This window comes from Arthrobacter sp. 05L421, from assembly GCF_056397785.1.
In genome coordinates, this window is record NZ_JBFTOC010000001.1 from 563,231 (window position 1) to 587,316 (window position 24,086).

General features: G+C 67.3%; 24 protein-coding genes. 10 read left to right on the forward strand and 14 right to left on the reverse strand.

The features are described from left to right. The first annotated feature begins 91 nt into the window (after positions 1 to 91). Positions 92 to 718: a dihydrofolate reductase family protein gene (locus AC1DKQ_RS02600; protein WP_476918126.1), complete on the forward strand. Its 627-nt coding sequence runs from the start codon at positions 92 to 94 to the stop codon at positions 716 to 718. Positions 719 to 824: 106 nt separating this feature from the next. On the opposite strand, the gene AC1DKQ_RS02605 is transcribed toward AC1DKQ_RS02600, so the two are convergent. Both AC1DKQ_RS02605 and AC1DKQ_RS02610 read right to left on the reverse strand, forming a co-directional pair. Continuing rightward, a complete protein-coding gene (locus AC1DKQ_RS02605; protein WP_476884526.1) occupies positions 825 to 1,388 on the reverse strand; it encodes a GNAT family N-acetyltransferase in 564 nt (187 codons plus the stop codon). Positions 1,389 to 1,448: 60 nt separating this feature from the next. Further along, positions 1,449 to 2,618 (reverse strand): acetate kinase, encoded by a 1,170-nt coding sequence (locus AC1DKQ_RS02610; RefSeq protein ID WP_476918127.1) that lies wholly within the window; start codon positions 2,616 to 2,618, stop codon positions 1,449 to 1,451. Between the two features lie 192 nt (positions 2,619 to 2,810). Between AC1DKQ_RS02610 and AC1DKQ_RS02615 the strand changes: the two genes are divergently transcribed. Beyond that, positions 2,811 to 3,074: a hypothetical protein gene (locus tag AC1DKQ_RS02615; protein ID WP_476918128.1), complete on the forward strand. Its 264-nt coding sequence runs from the start codon at positions 2,811 to 2,813 to the stop codon at positions 3,072 to 3,074. 15 nt (positions 3,075 to 3,089) lie between these two features. Here the strand turns inward: AC1DKQ_RS02615 and pta are convergent, their stop codons facing one another. Then, positions 3,090 to 5,201, reverse strand: coding sequence for a phosphate acetyltransferase (gene pta / locus AC1DKQ_RS02620; protein WP_476918129.1), 2,112 nt, complete (start codon positions 5,199 to 5,201; stop codon positions 3,090 to 3,092). 91 nt (positions 5,202 to 5,292) lie between these two features. Between pta and AC1DKQ_RS02625 the strand changes: the two genes are divergently transcribed. The 4 genes from AC1DKQ_RS02625 to AC1DKQ_RS02640 all read left to right on the forward strand — a co-directional run bounded on the left by AC1DKQ_RS02625 (position 5,293) and on the right by AC1DKQ_RS02640 (position 8,783). Further along, on the forward strand, positions 5,293 to 5,832 hold the full coding sequence (locus tag AC1DKQ_RS02625; RefSeq protein ID WP_476884522.1) for a hotdog fold thioesterase: 540 nt from the start codon (positions 5,293 to 5,295) through the stop codon (positions 5,830 to 5,832). Positions 5,833 to 5,848: 16 nt separating this feature from the next. Continuing rightward, positions 5,849 to 7,177 carry a phenylacetate--CoA ligase PaaK gene (gene paaK, locus AC1DKQ_RS02630; RefSeq protein WP_476918130.1) on the forward strand — a complete coding sequence of 443 codons (1,329 nt, stop codon included), beginning with the start codon at positions 5,849 to 5,851 and terminating at the stop codon, positions 7,175 to 7,177. Positions 7,178 to 7,208: 31 nt separating this feature from the next. Next, positions 7,209 to 7,814 (forward strand): TetR/AcrR family transcriptional regulator, encoded by a 606-nt coding sequence (locus AC1DKQ_RS02635; protein WP_377987453.1) that lies wholly within the window; start codon positions 7,209 to 7,211, stop codon positions 7,812 to 7,814. 105 nt (positions 7,815 to 7,919) lie between these two features. Further along, positions 7,920 to 8,783 (forward strand): DUF427 domain-containing protein, encoded by an 864-nt coding sequence (locus tag AC1DKQ_RS02640; protein WP_476918131.1) that lies wholly within the window; start codon positions 7,920 to 7,922, stop codon positions 8,781 to 8,783. Between the two features lie 117 nt (positions 8,784 to 8,900). On the opposite strand, the gene AC1DKQ_RS02645 is transcribed toward AC1DKQ_RS02640, so the two are convergent. The 3 genes from AC1DKQ_RS02645 to paaZ form a co-directional block, all read right to left on the reverse strand. Then, positions 8,901 to 9,308, reverse strand: a complete 408-nt coding sequence (locus tag AC1DKQ_RS02645) for a VOC family protein (RefSeq protein WP_476884519.1) — start codon at positions 9,306 to 9,308, stop codon at positions 8,901 to 8,903. Positions 9,309 to 9,409: 101 nt separating this feature from the next. Then, on the reverse strand, positions 9,410 to 9,802 hold the full coding sequence (locus AC1DKQ_RS02650) for a hypothetical protein (protein WP_476918132.1): 393 nt from the start codon (positions 9,800 to 9,802) through the stop codon (positions 9,410 to 9,412). Between the two features lie 239 nt (positions 9,803 to 10,041). Then, complete coding sequence (paaZ, locus tag AC1DKQ_RS02655; RefSeq protein WP_476918133.1) at positions 10,042 to 12,144, reverse strand: phenylacetic acid degradation bifunctional protein PaaZ; 2,103 nt, start codon at positions 12,142 to 12,144, stop codon at positions 10,042 to 10,044. Positions 12,145 to 12,310: 166 nt separating this feature from the next. Between paaZ and AC1DKQ_RS02660 the strand changes: the two genes are divergently transcribed. Both AC1DKQ_RS02660 and AC1DKQ_RS02665 read left to right on the forward strand, forming a co-directional pair. Beyond that, positions 12,311 to 12,727, forward strand: coding sequence for a PaaI family thioesterase (locus AC1DKQ_RS02660; protein ID WP_476884516.1), 417 nt, complete (start codon positions 12,311 to 12,313; stop codon positions 12,725 to 12,727). Positions 12,728 to 13,013: 286 nt separating this feature from the next. Next, positions 13,014 to 14,222, forward strand: a complete 1,209-nt coding sequence (locus AC1DKQ_RS02665; protein WP_476918134.1) for a globin domain-containing protein — start codon at positions 13,014 to 13,016, stop codon at positions 14,220 to 14,222. A gap of 131 nt (positions 14,223 to 14,353) precedes the next feature. Here the strand turns inward: AC1DKQ_RS02665 and AC1DKQ_RS02670 are convergent, their stop codons facing one another. Beyond that, a complete protein-coding gene (locus AC1DKQ_RS02670; protein ID WP_476918135.1) occupies positions 14,354 to 17,086 on the reverse strand; it encodes a S1 family peptidase in 2,733 nt (910 codons plus the stop codon). A gap of 9 nt (positions 17,087 to 17,095) precedes the next feature. After that, positions 17,096 to 17,833, reverse strand: a complete 738-nt coding sequence (locus AC1DKQ_RS02675; protein WP_476918136.1) for a tyrosine-protein phosphatase — start codon at positions 17,831 to 17,833, stop codon at positions 17,096 to 17,098. A 226-nt stretch (positions 17,834 to 18,059) separates the two neighbouring features. Here AC1DKQ_RS02675 and AC1DKQ_RS02680 point away from each other — a divergent pair, with 226 nt between their 5' ends. Beyond that, positions 18,060 to 18,896 (forward strand): SGNH/GDSL hydrolase family protein, encoded by an 837-nt coding sequence (locus AC1DKQ_RS02680; RefSeq protein WP_476918137.1) that lies wholly within the window; start codon positions 18,060 to 18,062, stop codon positions 18,894 to 18,896. On the opposite strand, the gene AC1DKQ_RS02685 is transcribed toward AC1DKQ_RS02680, so the two are convergent. From AC1DKQ_RS02685 to AC1DKQ_RS02710, 6 genes are all read right to left on the reverse strand, one after another. Next, entirely contained in the window at positions 18,893 to 19,516 is a 624-nt protein-coding gene (locus AC1DKQ_RS02685; RefSeq protein ID WP_476918138.1) for a GNAT family N-acetyltransferase, read from the reverse strand. The genes AC1DKQ_RS02680 and AC1DKQ_RS02685 overlap by 4 nt on opposite strands. 32 nt (positions 19,517 to 19,548) lie before the next feature. Next, on the reverse strand, positions 19,549 to 20,469 hold the full coding sequence (locus AC1DKQ_RS02690; RefSeq protein ID WP_476918139.1) for a 3-hydroxyacyl-CoA dehydrogenase family protein: 921 nt from the start codon (positions 20,467 to 20,469) through the stop codon (positions 19,549 to 19,551). A 2-nt stretch (positions 20,470 to 20,471) separates the two neighbouring features. Beyond that, the gene (locus AC1DKQ_RS02695; protein ID WP_476918140.1) at positions 20,472 to 21,275 is read right to left on the reverse strand and encodes an enoyl-CoA hydratase/isomerase family protein; all 804 of its coding nucleotides are present in this window, start codon (positions 21,273 to 21,275) and stop codon (positions 20,472 to 20,474) included. After that, on the reverse strand, positions 21,275 to 22,486 hold the full coding sequence (locus AC1DKQ_RS02700; RefSeq protein WP_476918141.1) for a thiolase family protein: 1,212 nt from the start codon (positions 22,484 to 22,486) through the stop codon (positions 21,275 to 21,277). Before AC1DKQ_RS02700 ends, AC1DKQ_RS02695 begins: the two co-directional genes overlap by 1 nt. Positions 22,487 to 22,595: 109 nt before the next feature. Next, positions 22,596 to 23,270 carry a pentapeptide repeat-containing protein gene (locus AC1DKQ_RS02705; protein ID WP_476918142.1) on the reverse strand — a complete coding sequence of 225 codons (675 nt, stop codon included), beginning with the start codon at positions 23,268 to 23,270 and terminating at the stop codon, positions 22,596 to 22,598. 2 nt (positions 23,271 to 23,272) lie between these two features. After that, on the reverse strand, positions 23,273 to 23,746 hold the full coding sequence (locus tag AC1DKQ_RS02710) for an SRPBCC family protein (protein WP_476918143.1): 474 nt from the start codon (positions 23,744 to 23,746) through the stop codon (positions 23,273 to 23,275). Positions 23,747 to 23,857: 111 nt separating this feature from the next. On the opposite strand from AC1DKQ_RS02710, the gene AC1DKQ_RS02715 reads away from it, so the two are divergent. Then, entirely contained in the window at positions 23,858 to 24,034 is a 177-nt protein-coding gene (locus AC1DKQ_RS02715) for a CsbD family protein (RefSeq protein WP_476884505.1), read from the forward strand. Positions 24,035 to 24,086 lie beyond the last annotated feature (52 nt).

Consider the following 24,086-nt stretch of genomic DNA (forward strand, 5'->3'; position numbering starts at 1 on the left):
ACCTGCCACTTTTCATCTGCCGCGATTCCAGGCGCACTGAGTCGTTGAACCCCGATGACCAACGCGGCAACCAACACGGAGAGGCAAATCGATGAAACTGACGCTGACAGAGTTCCTCACATTGGACGGCGTGGCGCAGGGCCCCGGATCGCCCGAGGAGGACACCAGCGACGGCTTCACACAGGGAGGCTGGTTCGTCCCCTACCTGGACGAGGATTTCATCCAGCGGGCGGCACACTGGCTCGCTGAGGCGGATGCGTTACTCTTCGGTCGCCGGACCTACCTCAACTTTGCGAGGGACTGGCCGAACATCACGGACCCTGACGATCCGTTCACCGAAAAGATGAACGGGTTGCCGAAGTATGTGGCCTCGCACCGCCTGGCGCACGCTGGGTGGGCGCCGACGACCATCCTGTCCGGGGACGTCCCCGCACGGGTCGCCGAGTTGAAGAGGCAGCCCGGCAGGGAGCTGCAGATCCACGGGAGTGCCAGGCTGGCCCAGTCGCTGCTGGGCGCAGGGTTGATCGATGAACTGAGGCTGGTGATCGCCCCGGTGCTGGTGGGCAACGGCAGGCGGCTGTTTCCGCCCGGAGGCGCCCCGGCGGGCCTTCGTCTGGTCCGCAACGAGACGACGCCGGGCGGACTGGCCATTCTTATCTTTGAGTCGGCAGGGCTTCCCACGTACGGGACCTATGATCCCGGTTCGTCCCGTGCATGAGGCAGGCAGAGCCTGTCCCTAGGCGGTGCTCTCCTTCGTCGCGGCGTTCGTCTCCACAGCATCCCTGCCGAGCCAGAGGCCGCCGGGTTCAACCGCCGGGGCTTGGTTAGCGGGCCTTCCATTCATCCGCGAGGACGGCATACACCACTTCGGTGGCCCATTCGCCCTTGTAGTGCCACTTATCCACCTGGCGTGACTCCAGCCGCATGCCGAGTCGTTCACAGAGCGCCGCCGAGTCCGTGTTCAGGGCATCGAGCTTGGCGTCGATGCGGTGGAAGCCCAGGTCCTCAAAACCCAGCTTGAGCAGCGCCCGGGCGGCCTCGCTCGCGATACCCCGGCCCCGCGCCTCCGGCGCCAGGCTCCAGCCGATCTCGGCCTGCCCGCACCCCTCCAGCCATTTCAGCACCACCTCGCCCAGCAGCCCGGGCGAGTCCGCGGACTCAATGGCCAGTGCCACCCAGTCGCCCTCCTTCTCGAAGTCGAAGTTGGCGTACCGTCCCACCGTTTCCATCGACTGGGTGTAACTCTTGGCCTCGCGGGGCAGGAACCGGGCGGTTTCCGGGAGCGAGTGGTAGGCGTGGAAGGCATCGAGGTCGGACGCTTCAAAGCGCCGCAGCACGAGCCGTTCGGTGCGGATGGGCAGCGGAGGGAGGGGCTTGGGTTCGGTCATGACTTCAACGCTACCCATCCGCTGCTCCATACGCGCCGTTTTGAGCCGCCACACGGGCGGTTACGGAGCAACCGATGCCCGGGCGACGACGGCGGCCGTTGCCTCGGCGATCGCCCGCTCCTCGTCGGTGGGGACCACCAGGACCGGCAGGGCCGACGTCGGGGTGGAAATGACCCGGGGTTCCTTGGACCGCTCCCGGTTCAGCCCGGCGTCGAGTTCGACGCCGAGAGCACCGAGCCGCTGCGCCACCAGATTACGGAACTGGTGCGAGTTCTCGCCGATCCCGGCCGTGAAGACAAGGGCCTTCGCACCGCCGACGGCCACGTGGTACCCGCCGATGTACTTCGCCAGCCGGTACGACGCGACCGCCAGGGCCATGGCCGCCTTGGCATCGCCGGCCTCCGCGGCCTCCACAACCGCTCGCATGTCGTTGTTTCCGGCCAGGCCCTTGAGCCCGGACTGCCGGTTCAGCATCGAATCCAGGTCCTCGGGTGACCAGCCGGTCCGGGCCAGGAAGACCAGGATGGACGGATCGAGGTCGCCAGAGCGGGTTCCCATGACGAGTCCTTCGAGGGGGGTGAATCCCATGGACGTGTCGATCGACTGGCCGCCACGGATCGCCGTGACCGAGGCGCCGTTCCCCAGGTGGGCGATGACGGCGTCGAACTCCTCGACCGGAACATCCAACAGCGTGGCCGCCCGGTGCGCAACGTATTCGTGCGAGGTGCCGTGAAATCCGTAGCGGCGGATCCCGTGGTTCGTGTAGAGCTCGTCCGGCACCGCATAGCGCCAGGCGTGCTCGGGCAGGGTGCGGTGGAAGGCGGTGTCGAACACGGCCACCTGCGGCAGCTCGGGCCACTTCTTCGAGATCGCACGGATGCCGAGGACGTTGGCGGGGTTGTGCAGCGGAGCGAGCGGGTTCAGCCGTTCAATGGCCCGGGTGATCTCGTTGTTGACCAGCACCGGCTCGGCGAAGCGCTCCCCGCCGTGCACCACGCGGTGGCCCACGGCATCGAGCACGCGGTCCCCCAAGGCTGCGTGGATGGCCGCGTCCACCTGTTCGAGGGCCTCCGCGTGGTCACGGGGGCCTTCGATCTGGCCGTCGCCCTCACCGCCGGCACCCATGCCGATCTTTTCGATCAGGCCTTCGGTGAGGACGTTGCCGGCCTCAACGTCGCGCACCTGGTACTTGAGCGAGGACGAGCCGGAGTTGATGACGAGCACGAGCATGGGGCCTCCTAAGCCTTGGCTTCGACGCTACCGTGAGGGTGCGTCGGGACTGGCATCACGCCGGAGCCCGGCGGAGCGCTCCGTGGGATCCACTATAAATTGCCGGACCGGCAAGTGCGCCAATCCGTTGCGAAAGCCGGGCCGGGCGCCTAGAGTCGGCGGACCAACTAGACAACGCACGAAGGGATTTCCATGACTAACGACGCGACCGAGCGCGAGCCCGCCCAGCCAGAGAGCACCAAGCCGGCCAGCGGTTCCGGAAGGCCGGATCCCACCGGCGTCGTAGGTGCGAACCCCGCCCTGGACGATACGGGAAACCCGAAGGCAGCCGAGGTCGGAGAAGCCGCCGAGGCCCCCGAGAATCTGCAGGATCTGGATCTCACGCCGGCCGGGCTGGCCGATGAGCCTGCCAAGCAGGAAGACCCCGAAAGTCCGGCGAAGCCGGAAAACAGCTGACGGGAAATCAGCTGACTAGGCACGGGCCGCCGCGGGTGCCGGCTCGGCAGCGGGCTCCACGGACTGCGCCTGGACGGCGGTGATGGCCACCGTGTTCACGATGTCCTCCACGGTGCACCCGCGGGAGAGGTCGTTGACCGGCTTCCGGAGCCCCTGCAGGACAGGCCCGACGGCGACCGCCCCCGAGGACTGCTGGACTGCCTTATAGGTGTTGTTGCCGGTGTTGAGGTCCGGGAAGATGAACACGGTGGCCTGCCCGGCGACGGACGAGCCGGGCATCTTGGACTGCGCGATCGCGGCGTCCACGGCGGCGTCGTACTGGATGGGGCCTTCGACGGCGAGATCCGGGCGGCGGCCCTTCACGGCTTCGGTGGCCTGCCGGACTTTGTCCACTGCCTCCCCGGTCCCGGACCCGCCGGTGGAATAGGAGAGCATCGCTACCCGCGGCTCCACGCCGAACTGGACCGCGGTCTCGGCTGAGGCCAGCGCGATGTCTGCCAGTTGCTCCGCGTTCGGGTCAGGATTGACCGCGCAGTCGCCGTAGACCAGCACCCGGTCCGGCATCAGCATCAGGAAGACCGAGGAGACGATCTTTACGCCGTCACGCGTCTTCACGAATTCCAGCGCCGGACGGATGGTGTGGGCGGTGGTGTGCGCGGCGCCGGACACCATGCCGTCCACCGCTCCCAGCTGCACCATCATGGTGCCGAAGTAGCTGCCGTCCAGCATGACTTCCAGGGCCCGGGCGAGGTCCACGCCCTTGTGCGCGCGCAGCTCCGCATATTTTTCCGCAAACTGCTGGCGCAGCTCCGACGTCGCGGGATCCACGATTTTGATTCCGGCGAGCTCGATGCCCCGGGTGGACGCCAGCTCCCGGACCGCGGACTCGTTGCCCAGGATGGTGAGGTCGCAGACGTCCCGCCGGTGCAGAATCTCGGCGGCGCGCAGGACCCGCACGTCGTTCCCCTCCGGGAGGACGATGTGGCGGCGCTGCAACCGGGCCCGCTCAATGAGGTCGTGCAGGAACCGCAGCGGCGTCATCCGTTCCGGTCGCGGCAGGTGCAACCGCTCCAGCAGCTCCGCTTCGTCCACCCGTTTGGCCCACAGGCCCAGGGCGGAGGCCACTTTGCGGCGGTGCCCGGACCAGATCTCGCTGCGCACCTCGGAGACCCGCTTGGCGGTGGTGTATGTGTCGTCCGGGGCCGCGAACACGGGGAATGGCGCCTGCGCCAGCAGCGAGTAGATGTTGGGGTCCGGGGCCAGGCCGCCCGTGAGGATGAGCGCCGACGGCACCGGGAACTCCGGAGAGAACGAGGACGCGAGGCACCCCACCATCACGTCCGCACGGTCCCCCGGAACGATCACCAGGGCGCCGTCGTCGAGCACGTGCAGGAAGTTGGCAACATTCATCGCCGCCACCTTGATGGAATGGACGTCGCGTTCCATGTCCGGTCGGCCGGCCACCTGGCCGATCCCGAGGGCCGAGGCCACCTCGCCGGTGGTGGGCCGGGCGATGTCTTCCAGCTCAGGGAAGACGTACACGGGGCGGCCGGACGCACCGGGCTTCACGGCGGCGGCGATCCCGTCCACGTCCTCCGGGTCGGCACGGTTCACCATGATGGCCAGGAGGCTGCAGCGTTCCGCCGCCAATTCCTTGCGGGCAACCTCGACGGCGTCTGCGGCTTCCGCGACTGTCCGTCCCTTCGCGCCTACCACGGCCACCACGGAGGCGGCCAGGTTGTTCGCGAGGCGTGCGTTGAGATCGAATTCGACGGCGGCATCCTGGCCGGTGAGGTCCGTGCCCTCCACAATGACCACGTCGCAGTGGCGGGACATTTCGGCGAAGATCTCCACGCAGCGGGCGTCGATCTCGGCCCGGTTTCCCTCGGCCAGCAGCCCGCGGACCTCGGCAAACGTCAGGCCGCCGCGGCAGCGCTGGTCGTCAAGATCGAACCGGGCCTTCATCAGCGCCACCATCGGGTCCGCAGCGGCGTCGTTGCCGTGGACCACAGGCTTGAAGAAGCCGATGCGGTCCGCGTGCCGGTGCAGCGTGTCCGCCAACCCCAGCGCTATGAGGGACTTGCCGGAGCCCGGGGTGGTCGCGCTGACGTAGATTCCTTTGGCCATGTGTCCCAGCATACTTACACCTCTTGACAGCGGGCACCCGGATGGGATTACCTAATGAACATTCGGTAAATAAAGCTGGAGGCAACGAGGCATGGCTGAACTGACGATTTCCGGTGGCACCCACGCCATCCTGAAAGATGACTATGCCTCCGAATGGATGGGCATCGAAGTTCTCGCGCTGGACGACGGCCATGCCACGATCCGGATGACGCTCCGGCAGGAAATGCTCAACGGATTCGGCATGGCCCACGGCGGAATGATCTTCGCCTTCGGCGACACCGCCTTCGCACTGGCCTGCAACCCGGCCAGCCCGGGCCCGGCCGAGGAGGGCAGCATCACCGTGGCCTCCGGCGTCGACATCAACTTCCTCAAACCGGCGTTCCGCGGGCAGGTCCTGACCGCCGTCGCCAACCGCCGCGCCAGCACCGGGCGCAGCGGGCTCTACGACATCCAGATCTATGCCGCCGATCCCGGCGCGGGCGCGCCTGGGACGCCGCCGTCGGCACCCGCCGGCCCGGTTCCCTCCGCCACGGTCCCGGGCGAACTCCCCGCTGACCTCGCCACCGGCGCCGCCGCGGGCGAACTCATCGCCGAGTTCCGCGGCCGCAGCCGCACCATCTCCAAGAAATAGAAACAGGGAACCACAGATGAGCCAAGAAACTGCCGCCGCCACCACTGACGCTGTCCTGGACCGCGAGGAAACCATTTCCCGCGACGAGCTCGAGGCGCTCCAGCTCAGCCGCCTGCAGCACACGGTGGCCTACGCCTATGACCGCGTCCCCCTGTACAAGCGCAAGTTCGACGAGGCCGGCGTCCACCCGGCGGACCTGCGTGAGCTCTCCGACCTCGCCAAGTTCCCCTTCACCACCAAGGAAGACCTCCGGCTCGAGTACCCCTTCGGCATGTTCGCCGTGCCGCAGAACGAGGTCGCCCGGATCCACGCCAGCTCCGGCACCACGGGCCGCGCCACCGTGGTGGGCTACACCAAGAAGGACCTCGCCGACTGGGCCAAACTCGTGGCCCGCTCGCTGCGCGCCTCCGGCGTCCGGCCGGGCATGAAGGTGCACAATGCCTACGGCTACGGCCTGTTCACCGGCGGCATGGGCGCCCACGCCGGCGCCGAGGCCCTCGGCTGCACCGTCATCCCGATCTCCGGCGGCCAGACCGAACGCCAGATCACGCTCATCCAGGACTTCAAGCCCGACGCCATCCTGGCCACCCCCACGTACCTGCTGACCATTGCCGACGCGATGATCAAGCAGGGCATCGACCCGGCCTCCACGTCACTGAAGTACGCGGTCCTGGGCGCCGAGCCGTGGACCGAGGAAATGCGGCACGAGCTCGAGACCACCATGAACCTCAAGGCCTGCGACATCTACGGCCTCTCCGAGGTCATGGGCCCGGGCGTCGCCGGCGAGGCCGTGGAAACGCAGGACGGCAGCCACATCTGGGAGGACCACTTCCGGCCCGAGATCATCGACGCCTTCGACCCCACCGTGGTGCTGGGCGACGGCGAACCGGGCGAGCTCGTCTTCACCTCGCTCACCAAGGAAGCGCTGCCGATCATCCGGTACCGCACCAAGGACCTCACGCGGCTGCTGCCGGGGACCGCCCGCCCGGCGCACCGCCGCATGGGCCGCATCACCGGCCGCAGCGACGACATGATCATCCTGCGCGGGGTGAACCTGTTCCCGTCGCAGATCGAGGAGATCGCCCTGCGCATCCCCGAGCTCAGCCCGCACTTCCAGCTGGAACTGACCCGGCCCGAGGGCACCCGCATGGACCAGCTGACCGTCAAGATCGAGCGCCGCGACGCCGTCACGAGCGAGGGTGCTTCGGCCGCTGCCAGGGTCCTGCAGCAGCAGATCAAGATCCATGTCGGCTCCTCCTGCACGGTCGACGTCGTCGACCCCGGTTCGCTGGAGCGGTCCAACGGCAAGCTGCGGCGGATCTACGACATGCGCCCCAAGGGCTGAGTGAGCACCCGATCGTGAGAAACTAGCCACTATGCCCAGCACAGCAACCACCACCAAGCGCGGCCGCCCCGGCTATGACCAGCAGTCGGTGCTGGTGATCGCCGTCGACGTCTTCAACCGCCACGGCTACGACGCCACCTCGATGGGCATCCTTGCCGAGAACCTGGGCATCTCCAAGTCCGCGATCTACCACCACGTGCCGTCCAAGGGCGACCTGCTCAAGCTCGCCCTGGACCATGCCCTGGGCGGTCTCGAGGCGATCCTGGACCAGCCCGGGGCCACCACCGGCTCAGCCGATGCCCGGCTGGAGTTCGTGGTCCGCCAGACCATCTCGGTGCTGGTGGAGCGGCTGCCCTTCGTGACGCTGCTGCTGCGCCTGCGCGGGAACACGGAAATCGAGCGGGACGCGCTGGAACGGCGCCGCACCTTCGACCACAAGGTCGCCGCCCTGATTTCCGAGGCCCGGGATGAAGGCTCGCTCCGCCAGGACATTGACCCCCGCACCGTGACCCGCCTGCTGTTCGGCACCATCAACTCGATTGTCGAGTGGTACAAGCCGGGAGGCTCGCTGTCTCCGGAGAAGCTGGCCGACGACGTCATCACCATGGCGTTCCACGGCCTCCACGTCCCCCGCTAGGCCGGGGCCTTCCGTTTCTCCTGCGGAACCGTCGTTGACGGCACTCTCTCATCGACGGCCCCGAAACTTATTGACGGAGCCGGGCGCCGGGTCCACGCTGTGAAGATGGCCACCAGATTATCGAAGGTGCTCATGGGCGCTTTCCCCCAGCTGCGCTACGAACCCACCGCCAAAAGGGTCCGTGCAAGCCTCGGCGGCAACGTCGTGGTGGACACGGTGCAGGCCTGGCTGGTTTGGGAACCCCGGCGGGTCACCCCCATTTTTGCAGTACCGGAGCAGGAACTGCAGGCGGAACTGGCCCCACCGGCCCTGCCGGCGCCTGCCGTCGAGGAACACGCCTTCGCGCTTCGGAAGGGCGAGGCTCCGACCTCACTCGACCCCGGCACAAAGTTTGGCAGGCACACCTGCCCCGGCGAGGAACTCGACGTCGTGACTGCGGCGGCAACGGCTCCCCGGGCAGCCTTCCGCCCCGAGGACCCGGACCTAGCCGGCTACGTGGTGCTGGATTTCACCGCCTTCGACTGGCTCGAGGACGATGAGGAGATCATCGGCCATCCACGTGACCCGTTCCACCGCGTTGACATCCGCGCGTCGTCCGCGGAGGTGGATGTGGCGCTCGACGGCGTGACGCTCGCCAAGACGAACGGCGCGCAGTTGCTCTACGAGACGCTGCTCCCGGTGCGGTACTACGTCCCGCCGTCGGATGTGCGGCTGGAACTGATGGAGGAGAGCCCCAAGCGGACCGTCTGCCCGTACAAGGGCCAAGCGAGCTACTGGAGCTACCCGGAGTCCGCGCAGGGCAGGAATATCGCGTGGAGCTATGACCGGCGCTACCGCGACGCCGCCCAGATCCACGGCCTCATCAGCTTCTACAACGAAAGAGTGGACCTGAGGGTCAATGGCGTACTCCAGGTCCGCCCCGTGTCGCCGTGGTCCCGCCCCAACGGACCGGCGGCACCTCCCGGATGAGGGCCGGCCCCCACGACAAAAGGGACGCCAACAGAAGGGGCGCCCCGCTGAGCCGGAGCGCCGCGCTTCTCTCCACCCTGATCTTGTCCCCCCGACTTTCCAGGGCTGGACCGGACCTCAGAGCTGGTAATCAGCTGCCGTGGTGATGTTCTCGTGCACGCAGAGAATATTGTGCTCGGAGTCCATGAACCAGGCACACTTCTCTGAATCAGTTGTACAAATGTGGTTTTCAGTCTTGAGATCCGGGAGATCGTAGTCCTGGAACATGACGCCCTTGGCTTCCATTTCCTGGACTGTGCGTTCGATCTCGCTGACTTCGAAACTCAGGGTGGTGTGCTCTGAATGCTTTCCATCCTTGACTGGCATCAACTGCAGCATCGGGCCGTCGCCGCTGCCAAATAATTCACTTCCGTCGTCTGCCACTCCCCGGTGCGGGAGACCGAGCATCTCGGCGTAGAAACGCCGGGCGCGTTCTGCATCATCGACTGGCAGGACTGTTGTGGCTTTGTTGAGTACTAGGGACATTTCGCCACCTCCTACGAGCACGATTTTACGCCGGAGCGTGGTGGAAAGAGCCTGCAAATTGCCCCCTGAACAGGCGACGCTCCACCGGATGCCCCCGTTCCTCAGCGGGCGGCGTCGGAGCGCGGCACCGGGCGATAGTAGTCAGTCAGGAATCCGGCGAGGAGACCGCCCAGAAGCAGCATCAGCCCCGGCCAAAGTCTTATGGGGCCAACGACGTCACGGATATCGACCCTCAGGAACGGCAGAAGCAGCAGCGCGACGGCTCCGTAGATGATTGCCAGCACCAATCCGATCTTGATCATGGTTGCACCCAGTGATCGCATCTTCTTCTTGGGAAACTGCTTCGCGTAATCCTGCGCATTAACGAAGTCGTCGTCAGCCGGAGTCCCGGCGTCGCTCTCGTGAGCGCGGACTTCGTCCAGGGTCTCCGCGATCTCCTCTTCCGAGAACCCGCGGATGCGCAGGTTGAACGTCAGGTCCCGTGCGTAGCTCATGGTTGTTCCTGTCGGGTGGCTCGGATCTCGGTGAGGGTTTCGTTCATGCGCTGCCAGGCTGCCGCCGAGCTCTGCATCTCGCAGATAGTGTCACGACTTAGATTGCGGGACAACCCACATTTTCCGGGCAAAAGTCCACCCCGCTCCTCTGTTAACCCGACACGGTCGTTGCAACTCCCATAAATTCTGGGGGTTGCAACGACCGTTGGAGCCTCAGTGAGGTGGAGCGTCGGGAGGGGCTACTTCTCGACGAGGGTCAGGACGTCGTAGGTCGCCACGATTTCGTCGTTCTGGTTGGTCAGGACGGCGTCCCAGGCCACCTCGCCGTACTCGTCGGTCTCCCGCGGGGTGATCTTCTTGGCAGTCAGGGTCACACGGATGGAGTCGCCCGCGGCCACCGGGGTGATGAAGCGCAGGTTCTCCAGGCCGTAGTTGGCCAGGACGGGGCCCGGGGCGGGCTCCACGAACAGGCCGGCGGCCCAGCTGAGCAGGAGGTAGCCGTGCGCCACGATGCCCGGGAAGAAGGGGTTGGCCGCCGCGGCTTCCTGGTTGGTGTGGGCGTAGAAGGTGTCCCCGGTGGAGTTCGCGAACTTGGTGATTTCCTCCAGAGAGACCTCACGCAGCTCCGAGCGGATGGCGTCGCCGATGTGCAGCGTGGCCAGGGATTTCCGGAACGGGTGCTGGCCCTCGGTCTCGAGCGTGAAGTTGCGGTCCGCGCCGGTGTGCCAGACGCCGGTGACGGCGGTAAGCATGTTGGGCGAGCCCTGAATGGCCGTGCGCTGCATGTGGTGCATCACCGAGCGGATGCCGCCGAGCTCTTCGCCGCCGCCGGCGCGGCCGGGGCCGCCGTGGACCAGGTGCGGGACCGGGGATCCGTGCCCGGTGGAGCTGCGGGCGTCCTCGCGGTTGAGCATGAGCACGCGGCCGTGGTGGGCCGCGATACCGGTGACGAGTTCGCGGGCAACCTCGGGATCGTTCGTGCAGACCGAGGCGACGAGTGAGCCGCCGCCGCGGGCGGCGAGGCGGACGGCGTCGGCCAGGTCCGTGTAGCCGATCACCGAGGACACCGGGCCGAAGGCCTCGAGCGAGTGGACCTCCTCGGTCTCCGGGTTGGCCCAGCTCAGCAGGACCGGGGACATGAAGGCACCGCCGTCGACGACGCCGACGCTGCCGTCCGCGCTGGTGACCTTCGGCGCATCGAGCGTGCCGTAGGCAAGCTCCCCGCCGGCGTCGAGCATGGACTGGACGGCGGCGCGCACGTCGGCGAGCTGCTCGAGGGAGGCGAGGGCGCCCATGGTGACGCCTTCGGCGCGGGGGTCACCGAGCACGACGCGTTCGCGGATGCGGTCCCCCACGGCGGCGGTGACGTCGGCGACGAGTTCCTGCGGCACGATCGCGCGGCGGATCGAGGTGCATTTCTGGCCGGCCTTGGCGGTCATCTCGGTGACGAGGGACTTGATGAAGGCGTCGAATTCCGGCGTCCCCTTGACAGCATCCGGGCCCAGGATCGCGGCGTTGAGCGAGTCGGTCTCGGACGTGAAGCGGACGCCGCCCTTAACCACGTTGGTGTGGGACTTAAGAGTGTTAGCTGTCGAGGCCGAACCCGTGAAGGCCACAAGGTCGCGGTAGTCCAGGTGGTCCAGCAGGGTGCGGACGGAGCCGGAAATCAGCTGCAGCGAGCCCGCGGGCAGGATGCCGGATTCGTCGATCGCCTTGACCACGGCCGCGGCCACGTACCCGGTGGGGGTGGCCGGTTTGACGATGGTGGGCACGCCGGCGAGGAAGGCCGGGGCGAGCTTCTCCAGCATGCCCCACACAGGGAAGTTGAAGGCGTTGATCTGCACGGCGACACCGGGGATGCGGGTGTAGATGTGCTCGCCGGCGAACGATCCGTCGCGGGACAGCACCTCCATGGGGCCATCCACCACTACCTGGGAGTTGGGCAGTTCGCGCCGGCCCTTGGACCCGAAAGTGAACAGGACGCCGATCCCGCCGTCGATATCGATCATCGAGTCGATCTTGGTGGCGCCGGTCTGCGCCGAGAGCGCGTAGAACTCCTCGCGGCGGCCGTTGAGGTACTGCGCCAGTTCCTTGAGCTTGAGCGCGCGCTGGTGGAAGGTCAGCGTGCCAAGTTCCGCCTGGCCGGTGGTGCGGCCGTAGTCCACGACCGCGGCGAGATCCAGCCCCTCGGTGCTCACCTTAGCCAGGAGTTCGCCGGTGCTGGCGTCCAGGACCGGCGCTGCGCCGGCGGCGGAGGCGGCGTCGGGAGTCCACCAGGAACCCCGGATGAAACTGGGAACGATCTCGACAGTGTCTACTGTGGGTGCGGCTGTGGTGGTCATCGTTGACGGGTCCTTCCAACGGGGGAGCAAGATCAACACGGCCGGAACATTACTGACCGTCCGTTCGGTAATATGATCTAGAGTACATGAATGAGGCCTGCCGCACACTAGCCGCGGCGGCACCGACCGTCCGGGCCCACGGCTGGCCGGCAACAAAGGAGACGATATGACGCCCGAGACCGGCAGCACCGAGTTGTGGAAGATTACACTCGGGGAACTCGACGAGAAGATGGGCGTGAAGATCGTCGAGGAGTCCGTGGACCGCGTGGTGGCGACCATGCCGGTGGAGGGCAACCGGCAGTCGTTCGGGCTCCTGCACGGCGGCGCGTCGCTTGCCGTGGGCGAGGCCGTGGGGTCCTGGGCCGCCGTCATCCACGCCAGCACCCTGGGCAAGACGGCGGTGGGCGTCGACGTCTCGGCCACGCACCACAAATCGGCCCGCGAGGGGCTGATCACGATCACGGCAACCCCCATCCATCTGGGCGGCACCCTGGCCACGCACGAAGTGCTGATCACCAACGAGGCCGGCCAGCGGCTCTGCACCCTGCGGATCACCAACCTGCTGCTGGACCGCAAGGCCTGAGTCCGGAAATCGCGGCTCGCGGCACGCGCCTTCGCCCCCAACCCCTCGGCGTCGCCGGAACCGTGCGGGGTCGGCGGAACGTTCCGGCGACCCCGCAGCTTTCCGGCGAGACCGGGCGTGGATGCGGGCTGGAGGTGGACCTAGGACGTGGACGTCGCTTACACCCGGTCTCCCCGTCGGCGTAGGGCCGATGGACCCGGAGGGCCCGCTGCCCCGGCTGTTAGCGTGGAAGGGCTGAGTCGCCCGGCACCGCCGGGTATCACCGGTCGCACCCGAAGGATCCGCCATGCTCTCTGACACCTCGCTTCCTGTCATCAAGGCAACGCTTCCCGTAGTCGGCGAGCACATCGAGGAAATCGCCAAAAGCTTCTACAAACACATGTTCGAGGCGCGGCCGGATCTCCTGGATGGCCTCTTCAACCGGGGAAACCAGGCGGACGGCCGCCAGCAGCAGGCACTCGCCGGATCCATCGCGGCATTCGCCACCATGCTCGTGGAGAAACCGGACCAGTTGCCGGATCATCTGCTCTCCCGGGTGGCCCACAAACACGTCTCGCTGGGACTGAGCCCGGACCAGTACCAGATTGTCCACGACCACCTCATCTGGGCGATCGTGGATGTACTCGGGGATGCCGTCACTCCCGAGGTCGCCGCCGCGTGGGACGAGGTCTATTGGTTGATGGCGAACCTGCTCATCAACAAGGAGCGCGGGCTGTACAACGCCGTGCACCTCTCCCCCGAAACCATCTGGCGGACGTGGCGGGTGGTACAGCGGATCCAGGAGAGCGCCGACGTCGTCTCGTTCGTCGTCGAACGGACCGACGAGCGCGACGTCAAGCCGTCCCTGCCCGGGCAGTACGTGACCATCAAGATGACCATGCCCGACGGCGTGCAACAGCCGCGGCAATACAGCCTGACCAAGGCCGACGACGGGCAGCACCGGCAGTTTGCCGTCAAGAGGGTCCACGGACTTCCGACGCCCGACGGCGAGATGTCCACACTGCTCCACCACGATGTCCAGGTGGGCGACGAGGTGGTGCTCTCAGCACCGTTCGGCGACGTGGTGCTGGAGTACACGGACCGGCCCCTCGTCATGGCCAGCGCCGGAATCGGCATCACCCCCATGGCCGGGATGCTCTCCCACCTCGTTCAGTCCGGTTCCCAACGCCAAGTGATGCTCCTGCATGCCGACGACAGCGAAGCATCCTTCCCGCTCCGCGCGCAGGTCACGGAGGATCTCGCGAAGCTGGCGGACGGGACCTTGAAGACGTGGTTCCTGACTCCCACCGAGGCCGGCGGCACGTCCGGGTCCGCATTCACCGGCTTCATGGATGTCAGCGACGTGGAACTCCCCGACGACGCGGAGTACTACCTCTGCGGTCCCCTGCCGTTCCTGAAGTCGGTTCGCAACGCCTTGATTGCCGGTGGTGTACCGGCCAAGGACATTCAATACGAGGTTTTCGGCCCGGATCTCTGGCTGGCTGACTTCCAGTAGCCGCGGCGCGCTTTCCTGCCCCGACCCCGCGGGTTCGCCGAAAACCTGCCCGGGTCGCCGGAACGTTCCGGCGACCCCGCACCTTTCCGGCGAACTGGGGCCCCGGCGTGGATGCGGGCCCGGAGGTCCGGCTACCGCACCGGCCGGAGCCGGCCGAACGCCACGAAAGCGGCGCCGAGCAGCAGGGCTCCGGCGCCCAGGCCGGCGGCAGTCAGGAGCCCGCCGGCACCCGTGCTGGCCAGCAGGCCAGCATTGCCTGCCGTCGTGCCGTCCGGTGCTGTGCCGCCCACAATTAGGGAGGTGTCCGACGGCGGGACGGGAACTCCGGCGGGTTTGGCCGGCTGCGCGGGCACTCCTGGCGGTTGGGCAGCAGGCGGCTGCGCGGCCACTCCTGGCGGCTCGGCAGCAGGCGGCTGGGCCGGGGACCCACCCGAAACGGCAGGGGGGTCGATAATGAAGGCTACTTTGGCCGGGCGCGAGGTGACCCTATCAACCGCCTGCGTGACCGTCAGCGTGTGCGCTCCGGCCGCCAGTCCCGCAGGGAACGGGACGCTCCACCGGGCGTCGCCGGCCGGGTTCCGCGCCGTCCGGGGCTGAAGCGCCGCCCCGGCTCCTGCCCCACCGGCTTCAGCCTGCACCGATCCAACGATCACCCCGTCCAGGGCAACGCGCACATCCGCACCGTCAACGGCGGTGCCGGAGATGTCCGTGGGCAAAGCGCCCGGGCGGAGGTGTCTGCCGTCCCGGATGCTCGACACCGCCGGCGCCGGCGGCGTGACGGTATATGTGCTGGTCGCGGAGGGGCCGTCCGCCTCTCCGGGAGCTGTGAGCACCGCCGTGACCGAGACCTTCCCGACGACCGGCTGATCGGCCACGTTGATGCTCCAGCGGCCGTCCAGACCGACCGTCCCCGAGCCGTCGACGTCGCCCGACAGCACAACGGTCGCACCGGGCATGCCCGTGCCGGCGATGCTGTTCAGCGCAGGCAGAGCGGTACCCGTCGGCGTCGTCATTCCGGGCGCCGGAAGCGGGGCAGCTGCGACGGTGGCCGTAAAGGACGCCGGTCCAGAATGGCTGAAGCCGTTCACGGTCTCCGCTGAGAAGGCCAGCTGCCCACTCGGTAGCGGGGCCCGGAACGTCCAGTTCCCGGCAGCATCCACCGGCACGTCGAGATTTTGCCCCCCAACGGTGATGCGGACCTTGGATTTCGCAGCCACCACGGAGGCCGGACCGGCCCCCACGTGCCCGCTAATCGGCGCCCCGGCTGTGACGGTTCCGTTGGCGGCCGCGGTGAGCGTTGGCTTGGTCAGGAACAGCTGCAGCTGGACACCGCCGGGGACCCGGCCAGCAGCGTCCTCCAGCGTGGTGGCGATGGCGCGTGTCTGGACGCCGCCCTCGCTTTCGGCTCCGGTGTGCATGCCGACGGCGAAGTTCCCGCTGATCCACGGGCCGCCGGAATCTCCGGGGCGGGACTTTACCGTACTGGAGTCGAAGCCGTTCAGGGCCCGGAGATCGTTGTCATAGTTTGGTGGCAGGGAGTTCGGTCCGGCGATGACCCAGGTGCCCACCGAGTCCACGGTCCCGCACGACCAGCCGAGGCTCCGGCCGGAGCGGCACACGGGCTGGCCCTGGAACGGGGCCACCGTGCCGACGATCTTCACCGACGTCGGCCCCGGATCGGCGGGGTTGTCCCACCGCGTGACGGCGGGCTGGAGGTTCAGGCCGCTCCTGATGCCTTGGAGGACGGCAATGTCCGTGCCGACGTTGGTGCCGTCAGCAGCCACTACTGAATTGCCCGGGCCGCCGAACTGGCTGAACCCGAATGTCCCCAGGGTCCCGGCGGCCGCGCCCAAACCGGGCCCGCCGGCCGCCGGCGCTCCTGCCGGAATCTCGATCAAGGCCTGCTTCGCGGTGCCGTCCGCGGCACAGTGTCCGGCCGTCAGGACCAGGGGTTTGCCCGCTTGGCTGAAGGCTCCGAAGCCGGCCGAACAGACGGAGTGGCGGTCAACGACGTACCCCTGGCCGCCAAAGAAGTCCTCCTCCGTCGAAATCCGCGATCCTCGTTCCAGCGCCACATTGGCGTAACGGGCCACGAATTCCGCCGCGGACATCTTCGGCTTCGCGCCCGACGCTGCAGCCGGCTGCGGATCCGGGCCGGAGGTCGGAACGGACTGCGCCGTGTTGGTGCCGCCGGTGCGGATGATGAAGTGGCCGTCGGTGTAGGTGACAGCCTGCAGCCCGGCGGCCCCGACCTCGCGGACGTAGGCCTCGAACAGTTGCCGGGTGCTGGAGGCCAGAAGCTCCGCGGCCGAGGGTGCAACGGCGGCAGCTTTGGGTGCCACAAGCACAAAGGTGGCCGCTCCGGTCCCGTCCAGTTCGGCCACGCGGGCCAGGAGCTCGGGGCCGCTGCCTTCAACCGCGATCTTGCCGCCGGCGAGGCTGATCCCCACATAGCCGGGAAGGGCGCGAAGGGAGGGCGCGGCGTCGGCGGCGCGCCGGGCCAGTGCACCGGCGGCGTTAAATTCCGTAAGGGTCATGCCGAGGTCCCGCTGCACGGCCTCGGCGAGGCCGGCGTCGTTAATGGGCGTCGTAGCGGACGTGGATGAAGGGTCCGGAGTCGAAGACCCCGTCTCTGAGGGAGCAGAGTCCGACGGCGCCGCCGCCGCCGGGACCGCCGCCGGGACCGGCGTCGTCGTTGGTGTCGATGCCGCAGGAGCCGGTGAGACGGTGCCGGTGCCTGTGCCTGTGCCGGTTTCAGCCAGCGCCGGCACCGCGGACAACGCACCAGCAGGCAAGATGCCGGCAAGCGCAATCGCGAGGGCCGCGGCGGCGCGCACCATCGGCTGGAACTTCGGAGTCTTCACCGGGCTACCCTACCTGCCGAGCTTTGCCAAGATGGCCGCGAGCTCGCCGGAGGTCACACCGTGGCGGCACAGGTAGTCCGCGGTGTTCAGGGACCGGACAAATTCCAGCAGGCTTTTGCCCCGGGATTCCAGCAGGGGCAGCAGGACGTCGTCGGGCAGAAACCGTTCGTGCGGATGCGGGACGACGGTGCGCCGGTGGTGCTCGTTGATGCCCCTCATGGAGCGCTGGTAGCCGCGCACAATGGCCTCGTCGCTGTGCCCGGCGAGGTCCTGGAGCATGGCCGCGATCATGCCGCTCCGGTCCCGCCCGGCGGAGCAGTGGATAACCACCCCGCCCTCCGCCGCGGCCACCGCCCTGAAGACACGGGTCAGCAGGTGCGGGAACAACCTGGCATTGTCGGCATAGCAGGCAGGGTCGTTCAGGTAGGGCACGCAGAGCGCGCGGAATTCGGCGTTGTCCGGGTCTTCGGTGGCGGCCAGCACGACGTCGAAGCCGGCCAGGGCCGCCGCCGCCACCGACGGATCGGCCTCCCGGCGCCGGATTTCGGTTTCGTTGCGGAGGTCGATCACGGTCCGGATGCCATGGCGGTGTGCCTGCCGCCAGCCGGCCTCGGTCAGCCATTCCCGGCGCCCCATCCGGTACACGTCGCCGGCCACATGCCACGCGTTGACGGCCCCGTCCCACTCCACCGCACCGGGCAGCGCCGTCGCCCTGGCGTGCTCAGATGACCCGGCGGGAATTGTCATCCTGAAAGCTAAGCAAACGCACCGGCGCTGATCCACGGTGGAATTCAGGAAAGTTCTGCACAACGGGACTATCGGTATGGTGTGGGTCCGGGCTTCGGCATAGGGTGGCGGTGAACCCGGCAGCCTCCGGGCTCTTATCAGCTCGCCTGCGGCCGGGACTGACACCCCTTCGCGGCACGTTTCACGGCACGGGCGCTGAATCCAGCGTGCTACTGAGGGGAACACCATGGGATCTCTGAATCTTCGACGCCGGCGGACGGCTCTGGCGGCCGGTCTCGCCACACTGGCGCTGGCAGTCGGTCTGGCGGCGGTGCCGGCGCAGGCCGTGGACAAGACCAAGTACATCGCACTGGGAGACTCCTACGCCGCTGGGCAGGGGGCGGGGCCGTACTTAGATGATTGTTACCGCAGCGAGAACACCTATTCCGAGCTCGCGGCCGAATCGAAAGCCATCAAGCTGGTCACTAACGCGGCGTGCAGCGGCAAGACGACCCAGGACGTCGTGAACACCCAGTTAAGGAAACTGAACAAGAGTACGGAGCTCGTCAGTATCACTGCCGGCGGCAACAACCTCCGGGTTGGGGCCATCTTTACGTCCTGCGCCGCAGCGATGGTCAACCCCGCCGCGGTCCCGCAGTGCGAGGCTGCCACGGCCTACGCGGCGGGCGAGATCGCGAGCAAGAAACTGGCCGGTGATGTGACCGCGATGATTCAGAGCGTGAAAGCTGCCGCGCCAAACGCCAAGGTTGTGGTGACGGGCTACCCCTACCTCTACGATCCGGTCGCCCCCGGTCAAACGGATCCGATGTCGCTGTTCATCAACAAGGCGGCCCAACTGGCTGACGGCCTGAACGGGTCCATCGCCGCAGCCGCCTGCGCTACCGGAGCAGAGTACGTCGACGTCAGGGCAGCCTTCGCCGGTCACGGCATAAACTCGGCAGCCCCGTGGATCAACCTCGACCGTTCGGCCCCGACCAGTCCCGACAACTTCCACCCGAATGCCAAGGGGTACCAGGCGTACTTCGCATCGCTTAACCGGGCCAAGGCCTACTCGGCACCCTAGCGCCGCTTGGCCAGCCTGGACTCCAGGGCGTTCCGGACCATCGGCCACTCGTGTTCCAGGATGGAAAACACAACAGTGTCCCGCAGCGCCCCGTCAGCGCTGCGGGTGTGGCTGCGGAGCACGCCGTCTTGCTTTGCGCCCAGCCGCGCGATTGCCTCGCGGGACTGGTGGTTGAGCCAGTGCGTCCGGAACTCGACGGCGGGGCAGCCGAGCGTTTCGAAGGCATGCCCCAGCAGCAGCAACTTGGAGTCCGGGTTGGTCCCGCTGCCATGTGCCGACGCCGCGTTCCAGGTGGAGCCGATCTCCACCCGGGGCGTGGCGGCGTCGATGTTCATGTAGGTGGTCATGCCTATCACCCGTCCGGCTCCGCCCGTAGCGGGATCCAGCAGCCGGGTAGTGAAGGGCAGCATGTCGCCGCTGTCCTGCAGGGCCAGGCGCCGCTCAATCTCGGCGGCCATGTGTTCCGGCGCGGGCACACTGGTGTACCAGAGCTGCCACAGCTCGCCGTCGCGGGCCGCCTCGACGAGGCCGTCGTGGTGGGCCGGGCTCAGCGGCTCAAGGACGACGTATTTGCCGGTCAGGGTGATGGGGGCGATCGCGGGACGGTCCAGGGAAGTCACCGCACCATCCTAGGGGCACGGACAGGCGCCGGTCACTTGGTCCAGTCGAAGAAGCCTTTGCCGGACTTGCGGCCCAGTTCCCCGCGGGCAACCTTGTCCCGCAGGATTTGCGGCGGAGCGAAACGATCCCCCAGCGTGGACTGCAGGTACTCCGCGATGCCGAGGCGCACATCGAGGCCCACGATGTCGGTGGTCCGCAGCGGGCCCGTGGGGTGCTTGTAGCCCAGGACCATGGCGTTGTCTATGTCTTCAGCGCTGGCCACGCCCTCTTCCACCATCCGCATCGCCTCGAGGGCGATCGCGACGCCAAGCCGGGAAGAGGCGAAGCCGGGCGCGTCGTTGACCACGACGGCGGTTTTGCCGAGGGCCTCGACCCAGCCGCGGGCGGCCTGGGCGAGGGCGTCGGAAGTCTGCTCGCCGAGGACCACCTCGATCAGTGTCGACGCCGGCACCGGGTTGAAGAAGTGCAGGCCCAGGAAATTCTGCGGCCGCTTCAGCTCACGGGCCAACCCGTTGACGGACAGCGACGACGTGTTTGAGGCGAGGTAGGCGCCGTCGGCGAGCCGTTCCTCGATGCCGCGCAGTGCGGTGACCTTCAGATCCCAGTCCTCCGGAACGGCTTCGACCACCAGCTGCCGGCCAGCGAAGTCGTCGTAGTCCACCGTGACCTCGAGCCGGGAAGCCATCTCGTCCAGGTTGCCGTCCACGGCGCCGCGCTCAATGCTCTTGGCAGCGGCGGACTCGACCCGCTCCCGGGCGGCCTCGGCCGAAGCGTCGTCCCGCTCGACCACCACGACATTGGCTCCCTTGATCAGGAAGGCGTGCGCGATGCCGGCGCCCATGCGGCCGCCGCCGAGCACACCGACGTAGTCGGGAAGGTTGCTGCTGGGGAGGCTACTGTCGGGGAGGTTACTGCCGGGAAGGTTGTTGTCGGGGAGTGCGGAGTTGCCCATGTCTATTTCTGCTTCCCGGATTCTTTGGCTGACTTCTTCTCTGATTTCTTGTCAAGAAAAGCCTGCATACGGTCGAACTTGGCCTGGGACTCGAAGAGGATCCCCTGCGCCAGCTGGTCGATGAGCGGATGCGCCTCGGCCGGGGCCTGGAACACGGACTTGGTGATCCGGACGGCCAGCGGGTCCTGCCTGGCGATCCTGTCGGCGAGCCCGTGTGCGGCGTCCATCAGCCCGGACGGTTCATGGATTTCGGTGATGAGATTGACGGCGAGGGCACGTTCTGCGCGCAGCACGGCACCGGCCAGCAGCATTTCCTTGGCGACGGGCTCCCCCACGAGTTCCTTCAGGCGCCAGCTGGCCCCGGCGGCGGCCAGGATGCCGAGGCCGGTTTCGGGATTGCCGATCCGGACTGACGGGGTGCCGATCCGGAAGTCGGCGGCGTAGGCCAATTCGGCGCCGCCACCGAGGCAGAAGCCGTCCAGGGCTGCGATGACCGGCATCGGCAACTTGGCGATCCGGACGAAAATGGTGGAATTGATGCCCTGCAGGGCATCGTCGCGGCGCCGTTCGCGCAGCTGCCCGATGTCGGCACCGGAGGCAAAGACCCCGCCGGCGCCGGCGATGATGAGGACTTTCGGGTGCTGCTCGAGATGGGCGCAGACCGCGTGGAGTTCGTCGACCATCTGCTGGTCGATCGCATTGCGGACCTCGGGGCGGTTGAGCACCACCACCACGCGGTCCTCACGCTCTTCGACCAGGAGCGTGCTGAAGCCTGCCGCTTCGAGGGACAGTGCCGCGGCCGCCACTACACGCGCTCCAGCAGCATGGCCGTGCCCTGGCCGACGCCGATGCACATGGTGGCGAGGCCGATCTTCGCGTTTTCGCGTTCCATCCGCCCCAGCAGCGTGATGGCGATCCGGGAACCGGACGACCCCAGCGGGTGCCCCAGGGAGATCGCGCCGCCGTCGCGGTTCACAATCTCCGGGTCGAGACCGAGCCGGCGCATGCTGGCCAGGGACTGGGTCGCGAACGCCTCGTTCAGTTCGACGGCGCCGAGGTCACCGACGCTGAGCCCGGAACGGGCGAGCACCTTCTGGGTGGCCGGGACCGGGCCGATGCCCATGATTTCGGGCTCGCAGCCGGCAGAGGCGCCGTCGATGATGCGGGCCCGCGGTGTGAGGCCAAGCTTCTGGATGGCTGCTTCGGAGGCCACGATGATGGCGGAGGCGCCGTCGTTGAGGGTGGAGGAGTTGCCTGCCGTGACGATCGAGCCGCCCTTGACAACCGGCCGGAGCCCGGCGAGGACGTCCATGGTGGTGCCGGCACGGGGGCCCTCATCGGTGTCCACCACGGTCTCGCCCTTGCGGGATTTGACGGTCACGGGGACGATTTCCTCGGCGAAGCGGCCGGCGGCGATGGCGGCCAGGGCGCGTTCGTGGGAGCGGACAGCGAAGGCGTCGGCGTCCTCCCGCGAGATGCCGTCAATCCGCCCCACTTCTTCCGCCGTCTCGGGCATGGAGTAGGTCATCTTGCCGTCCCGGGAGAGCTCACCCTTGGTGAACTGCGGGTTGACGAAACGCCAGCCGATGGAGGTATCGAAGATTTCGCCCGGTTTGGCGAAGGCGGTCCGGGGTTTTTCCTGGACCCATGGGGCCCGGCTCATGGATTCGACGCCGCCGGCGATCACGATGTCCGCGGCGCCGGATTTGATCATGTGGCTGGCCATGATGATGGCGCTGAGCCCGGAAGCGCAGAGCCGGTTCACGGTGATGCCGGAGATGTGGAGGGGCAGCCCGGCCAGGAGGGTGGCCATCCGGGCCACGTTGCGGTTCTCTTCGCCGGCGCCGTTCGCGTTGCCAAGGATTACCTCGTCGATGGTGTCCGGATCGACGCCGGCTCGTGACACTGCCTCGCGAACCACAAGTGCGGCCAGGTCATCGGGGCGGACTGCGGAGAGGGCGCCGCCGTAGCGGCCCACGGGGGTGCGGGCGCCGCCAACAAGAAAAGCCTCGACCATGAGAACATCCTTCACCAAGAAAGCGGGGCCGGCAGCAGAGTAAATTACCGACCGTTCGTTCTATAAAGATTACACGGCGAGGCAAAGGGGTCAACCGGATGCCGCCGGATTACGCGACGACGACGCCTAGATGCGCCGCGAGCAACGGGGCGAGCAGGGTGAGCTGGTAGTCATCCACCACGAGACCGGCCAGGCTGCCCAGGCCGCTGATGGTGCGGAAGTCGGTGCCGCGGAGGTCGAAGTCCTTGAGCCGGGCGCCGGTGAAATCTAGGGTCCCGATCGTGCAGTTCTTCAGGGCGACCCTAGTAGCGGTGCAGGAGCCCAGATCGAGTTCGTTGATGATGCAGTCGCTGATCTGCACGTCCGTGAGCTTGGACCCTCGCAGGTTCACATAGTCGAGTTTGCCGCCGTCGATCCGCACCGACTGCCAGCCGCTTTCATAGAGCTCCGCCGATCCCCAGCGGGGGTTGCCGATCTCCACATCCCGGAGGCTGGCCCGGGCCGCCATCAGCACCGGGGCGTAAACCTCGGTCAGGACGCAGTCACGGAACGTGGCGCCGCGCAGTTGCGTCTCATTGAAGGACACTCCATTGAATTCGCATTCGGCAAAGTCCGTGGCGCCGAGGTCCAGGCCGTCTGCGGACGCGCGGCTGTACCGGACGCCGTCGTACCGAACACCGCGCCGGAACTCCGGGGCGGGATCGTCCCGCAGCTCCCCCGGCCGGACCGGCGCGAGGCGGGGAGCTGTGACCTTGGGAGCTTTGTCCGCCGCAGCGCGCCGCACCGTCACAGGGATTCGGCTTTGGCGGCAATGTCCGTCAGGTCTTTTGCAAGCGCCTTGCGGGTGATGCGCATTCCCAGGGGACCGAACACGGCGAGCATGATCCTGCTGAACCGGGTCGGCTCGATGACTTCGGCGCCGAAGGTCAGCGTGAGATCCGTTCCGCCGTCGCGCTCCGCCAGCGAAAACCTGGACGTGTAGTCGGCGCCGCCCTGCAGAGCCTTCACCGTGGTAGTGCCGCCCCGGCCGCCCGACGGTGCCTCGGCCTGGGAAACCCACATCTCCACCGTTTCCGAGCGCCCCAGCATGGTGCGGGTTTCCTTCCATCGCGTGCCCACGGCGTAAGGTCCGTCGGTGAGCATCTGGATGGACTCAACGCCGGACAGGGTCGCGGCAGATCCGGGAATGTCCGACACCACCTTCCAGACCGAGTCCGCGGGAGCATTAATGTGCTGCGTGAGAGTGGTCTTGTGGTCCATGACCTCGAGCCTATCGGATCACCGTGCGTCACCCCTTGAATTAGTAAGCATGCTTTGTGTTATGGTGATCGAACAGTGAATTTCAACCGGAAACGAAAGGTGGCCAACACCATGGGTGTCGGAGACAAGATTCAGAACGAAGCGGAGAACCTGGGCGGCAAGGCCAAGGAAGCTGCCGGAAACGCCACAGACAACGACCGGTTGCGCGCCGAGGGCCAGAAGGACCAGGTTGTAGCCGACGCGAAGAAGGTCGGCGAAAACGTCAAGGACACCTTCAAAAAGGACTAGTCCTTCCAAACTTTGCGGCGCCGGATCTTCCTTTGGGGGATGTCCGGCGTCG

Coding starts and splice junctions, on each gene's coding strand:
- AC1DKQ_RS02645 (WP_476884519.1), bottom strand. CDS start 9,308: ATGTCCCTAGTACTCAACAAAGCCACAACAGTCCTGCCAGTCGATGAT.
- AC1DKQ_RS02690 (WP_476918139.1), bottom strand. CDS start 20,469: ATGGGCAACTCCGCACTCCCCGACAACAACCTTCCCGGCAGTAACCTC.
- AC1DKQ_RS02665 (WP_476918134.1), top strand. CDS start 13,014: ATGCTCTCTGACACCTCGCTTCCTGTCATCAAGGCAACGCTTCCCGTA.
- pta (WP_476918129.1), bottom strand. CDS start 5,201: ATGGCCAAAGGAATCTACGTCAGCGCGACCACCCCGGGCTCCGGCAAG.
- AC1DKQ_RS02660 (WP_476884516.1), top strand. CDS start 12,311: ATGACGCCCGAGACCGGCAGCACCGAGTTGTGGAAGATTACACTCGGG.
- paaZ (WP_476918133.1), bottom strand. CDS start 12,144: ATGACCACCACAGCCGCACCCACAGTAGACACTGTCGAGATCGTTCCC.
- AC1DKQ_RS02675 (WP_476918136.1), bottom strand. CDS start 17,833: ATGACAATTCCCGCCGGGTCATCTGAGCACGCCAGGGCGACGGCGCTG.
- AC1DKQ_RS02715 (WP_476884505.1), top strand. CDS start 23,858: ATGGGTGTCGGAGACAAGATTCAGAACGAAGCGGAGAACCTGGGCGGC.
- AC1DKQ_RS02650 (WP_476918132.1), bottom strand. CDS start 9,802: ATGAGCTACGCACGGGACCTGACGTTCAACCTGCGCATCCGCGGGTTC.
- paaK (WP_476918130.1), top strand. CDS start 5,849: ATGAGCCAAGAAACTGCCGCCGCCACCACTGACGCTGTCCTGGACCGC.
- AC1DKQ_RS02615 (WP_476918128.1), top strand. CDS start 2,811: ATGACTAACGACGCGACCGAGCGCGAGCCCGCCCAGCCAGAGAGCACC.
- AC1DKQ_RS02680 (WP_476918137.1), top strand. CDS start 18,060: ATGGGATCTCTGAATCTTCGACGCCGGCGGACGGCTCTGGCGGCCGGT.
- AC1DKQ_RS02605 (WP_476884526.1), bottom strand. CDS start 1,388: ATGACCGAACCCAAGCCCCTCCCTCCGCTGCCCATCCGCACCGAACGG.
- AC1DKQ_RS02625 (WP_476884522.1), top strand. CDS start 5,293: ATGGCTGAACTGACGATTTCCGGTGGCACCCACGCCATCCTGAAAGAT.
- AC1DKQ_RS02700 (WP_476918141.1), bottom strand. CDS start 22,486: ATGGTCGAGGCTTTTCTTGTTGGCGGCGCCCGCACCCCCGTGGGCCGC.
- AC1DKQ_RS02710 (WP_476918143.1), bottom strand. CDS start 23,746: ATGGACCACAAGACCACTCTCACGCAGCACATTAATGCTCCCGCGGAC.
- AC1DKQ_RS02640 (WP_476918131.1), top strand. CDS start 7,920: ATGGCCACCAGATTATCGAAGGTGCTCATGGGCGCTTTCCCCCAGCTG.
- AC1DKQ_RS02635 (WP_377987453.1), top strand. CDS start 7,209: ATGCCCAGCACAGCAACCACCACCAAGCGCGGCCGCCCCGGCTATGAC.
- AC1DKQ_RS02600 (WP_476918126.1), top strand. CDS start 92: ATGAAACTGACGCTGACAGAGTTCCTCACATTGGACGGCGTGGCGCAG.
- AC1DKQ_RS02610 (WP_476918127.1), bottom strand. CDS start 2,618: ATGCTCGTGCTCGTCATCAACTCCGGCTCGTCCTCGCTCAAGTACCAG.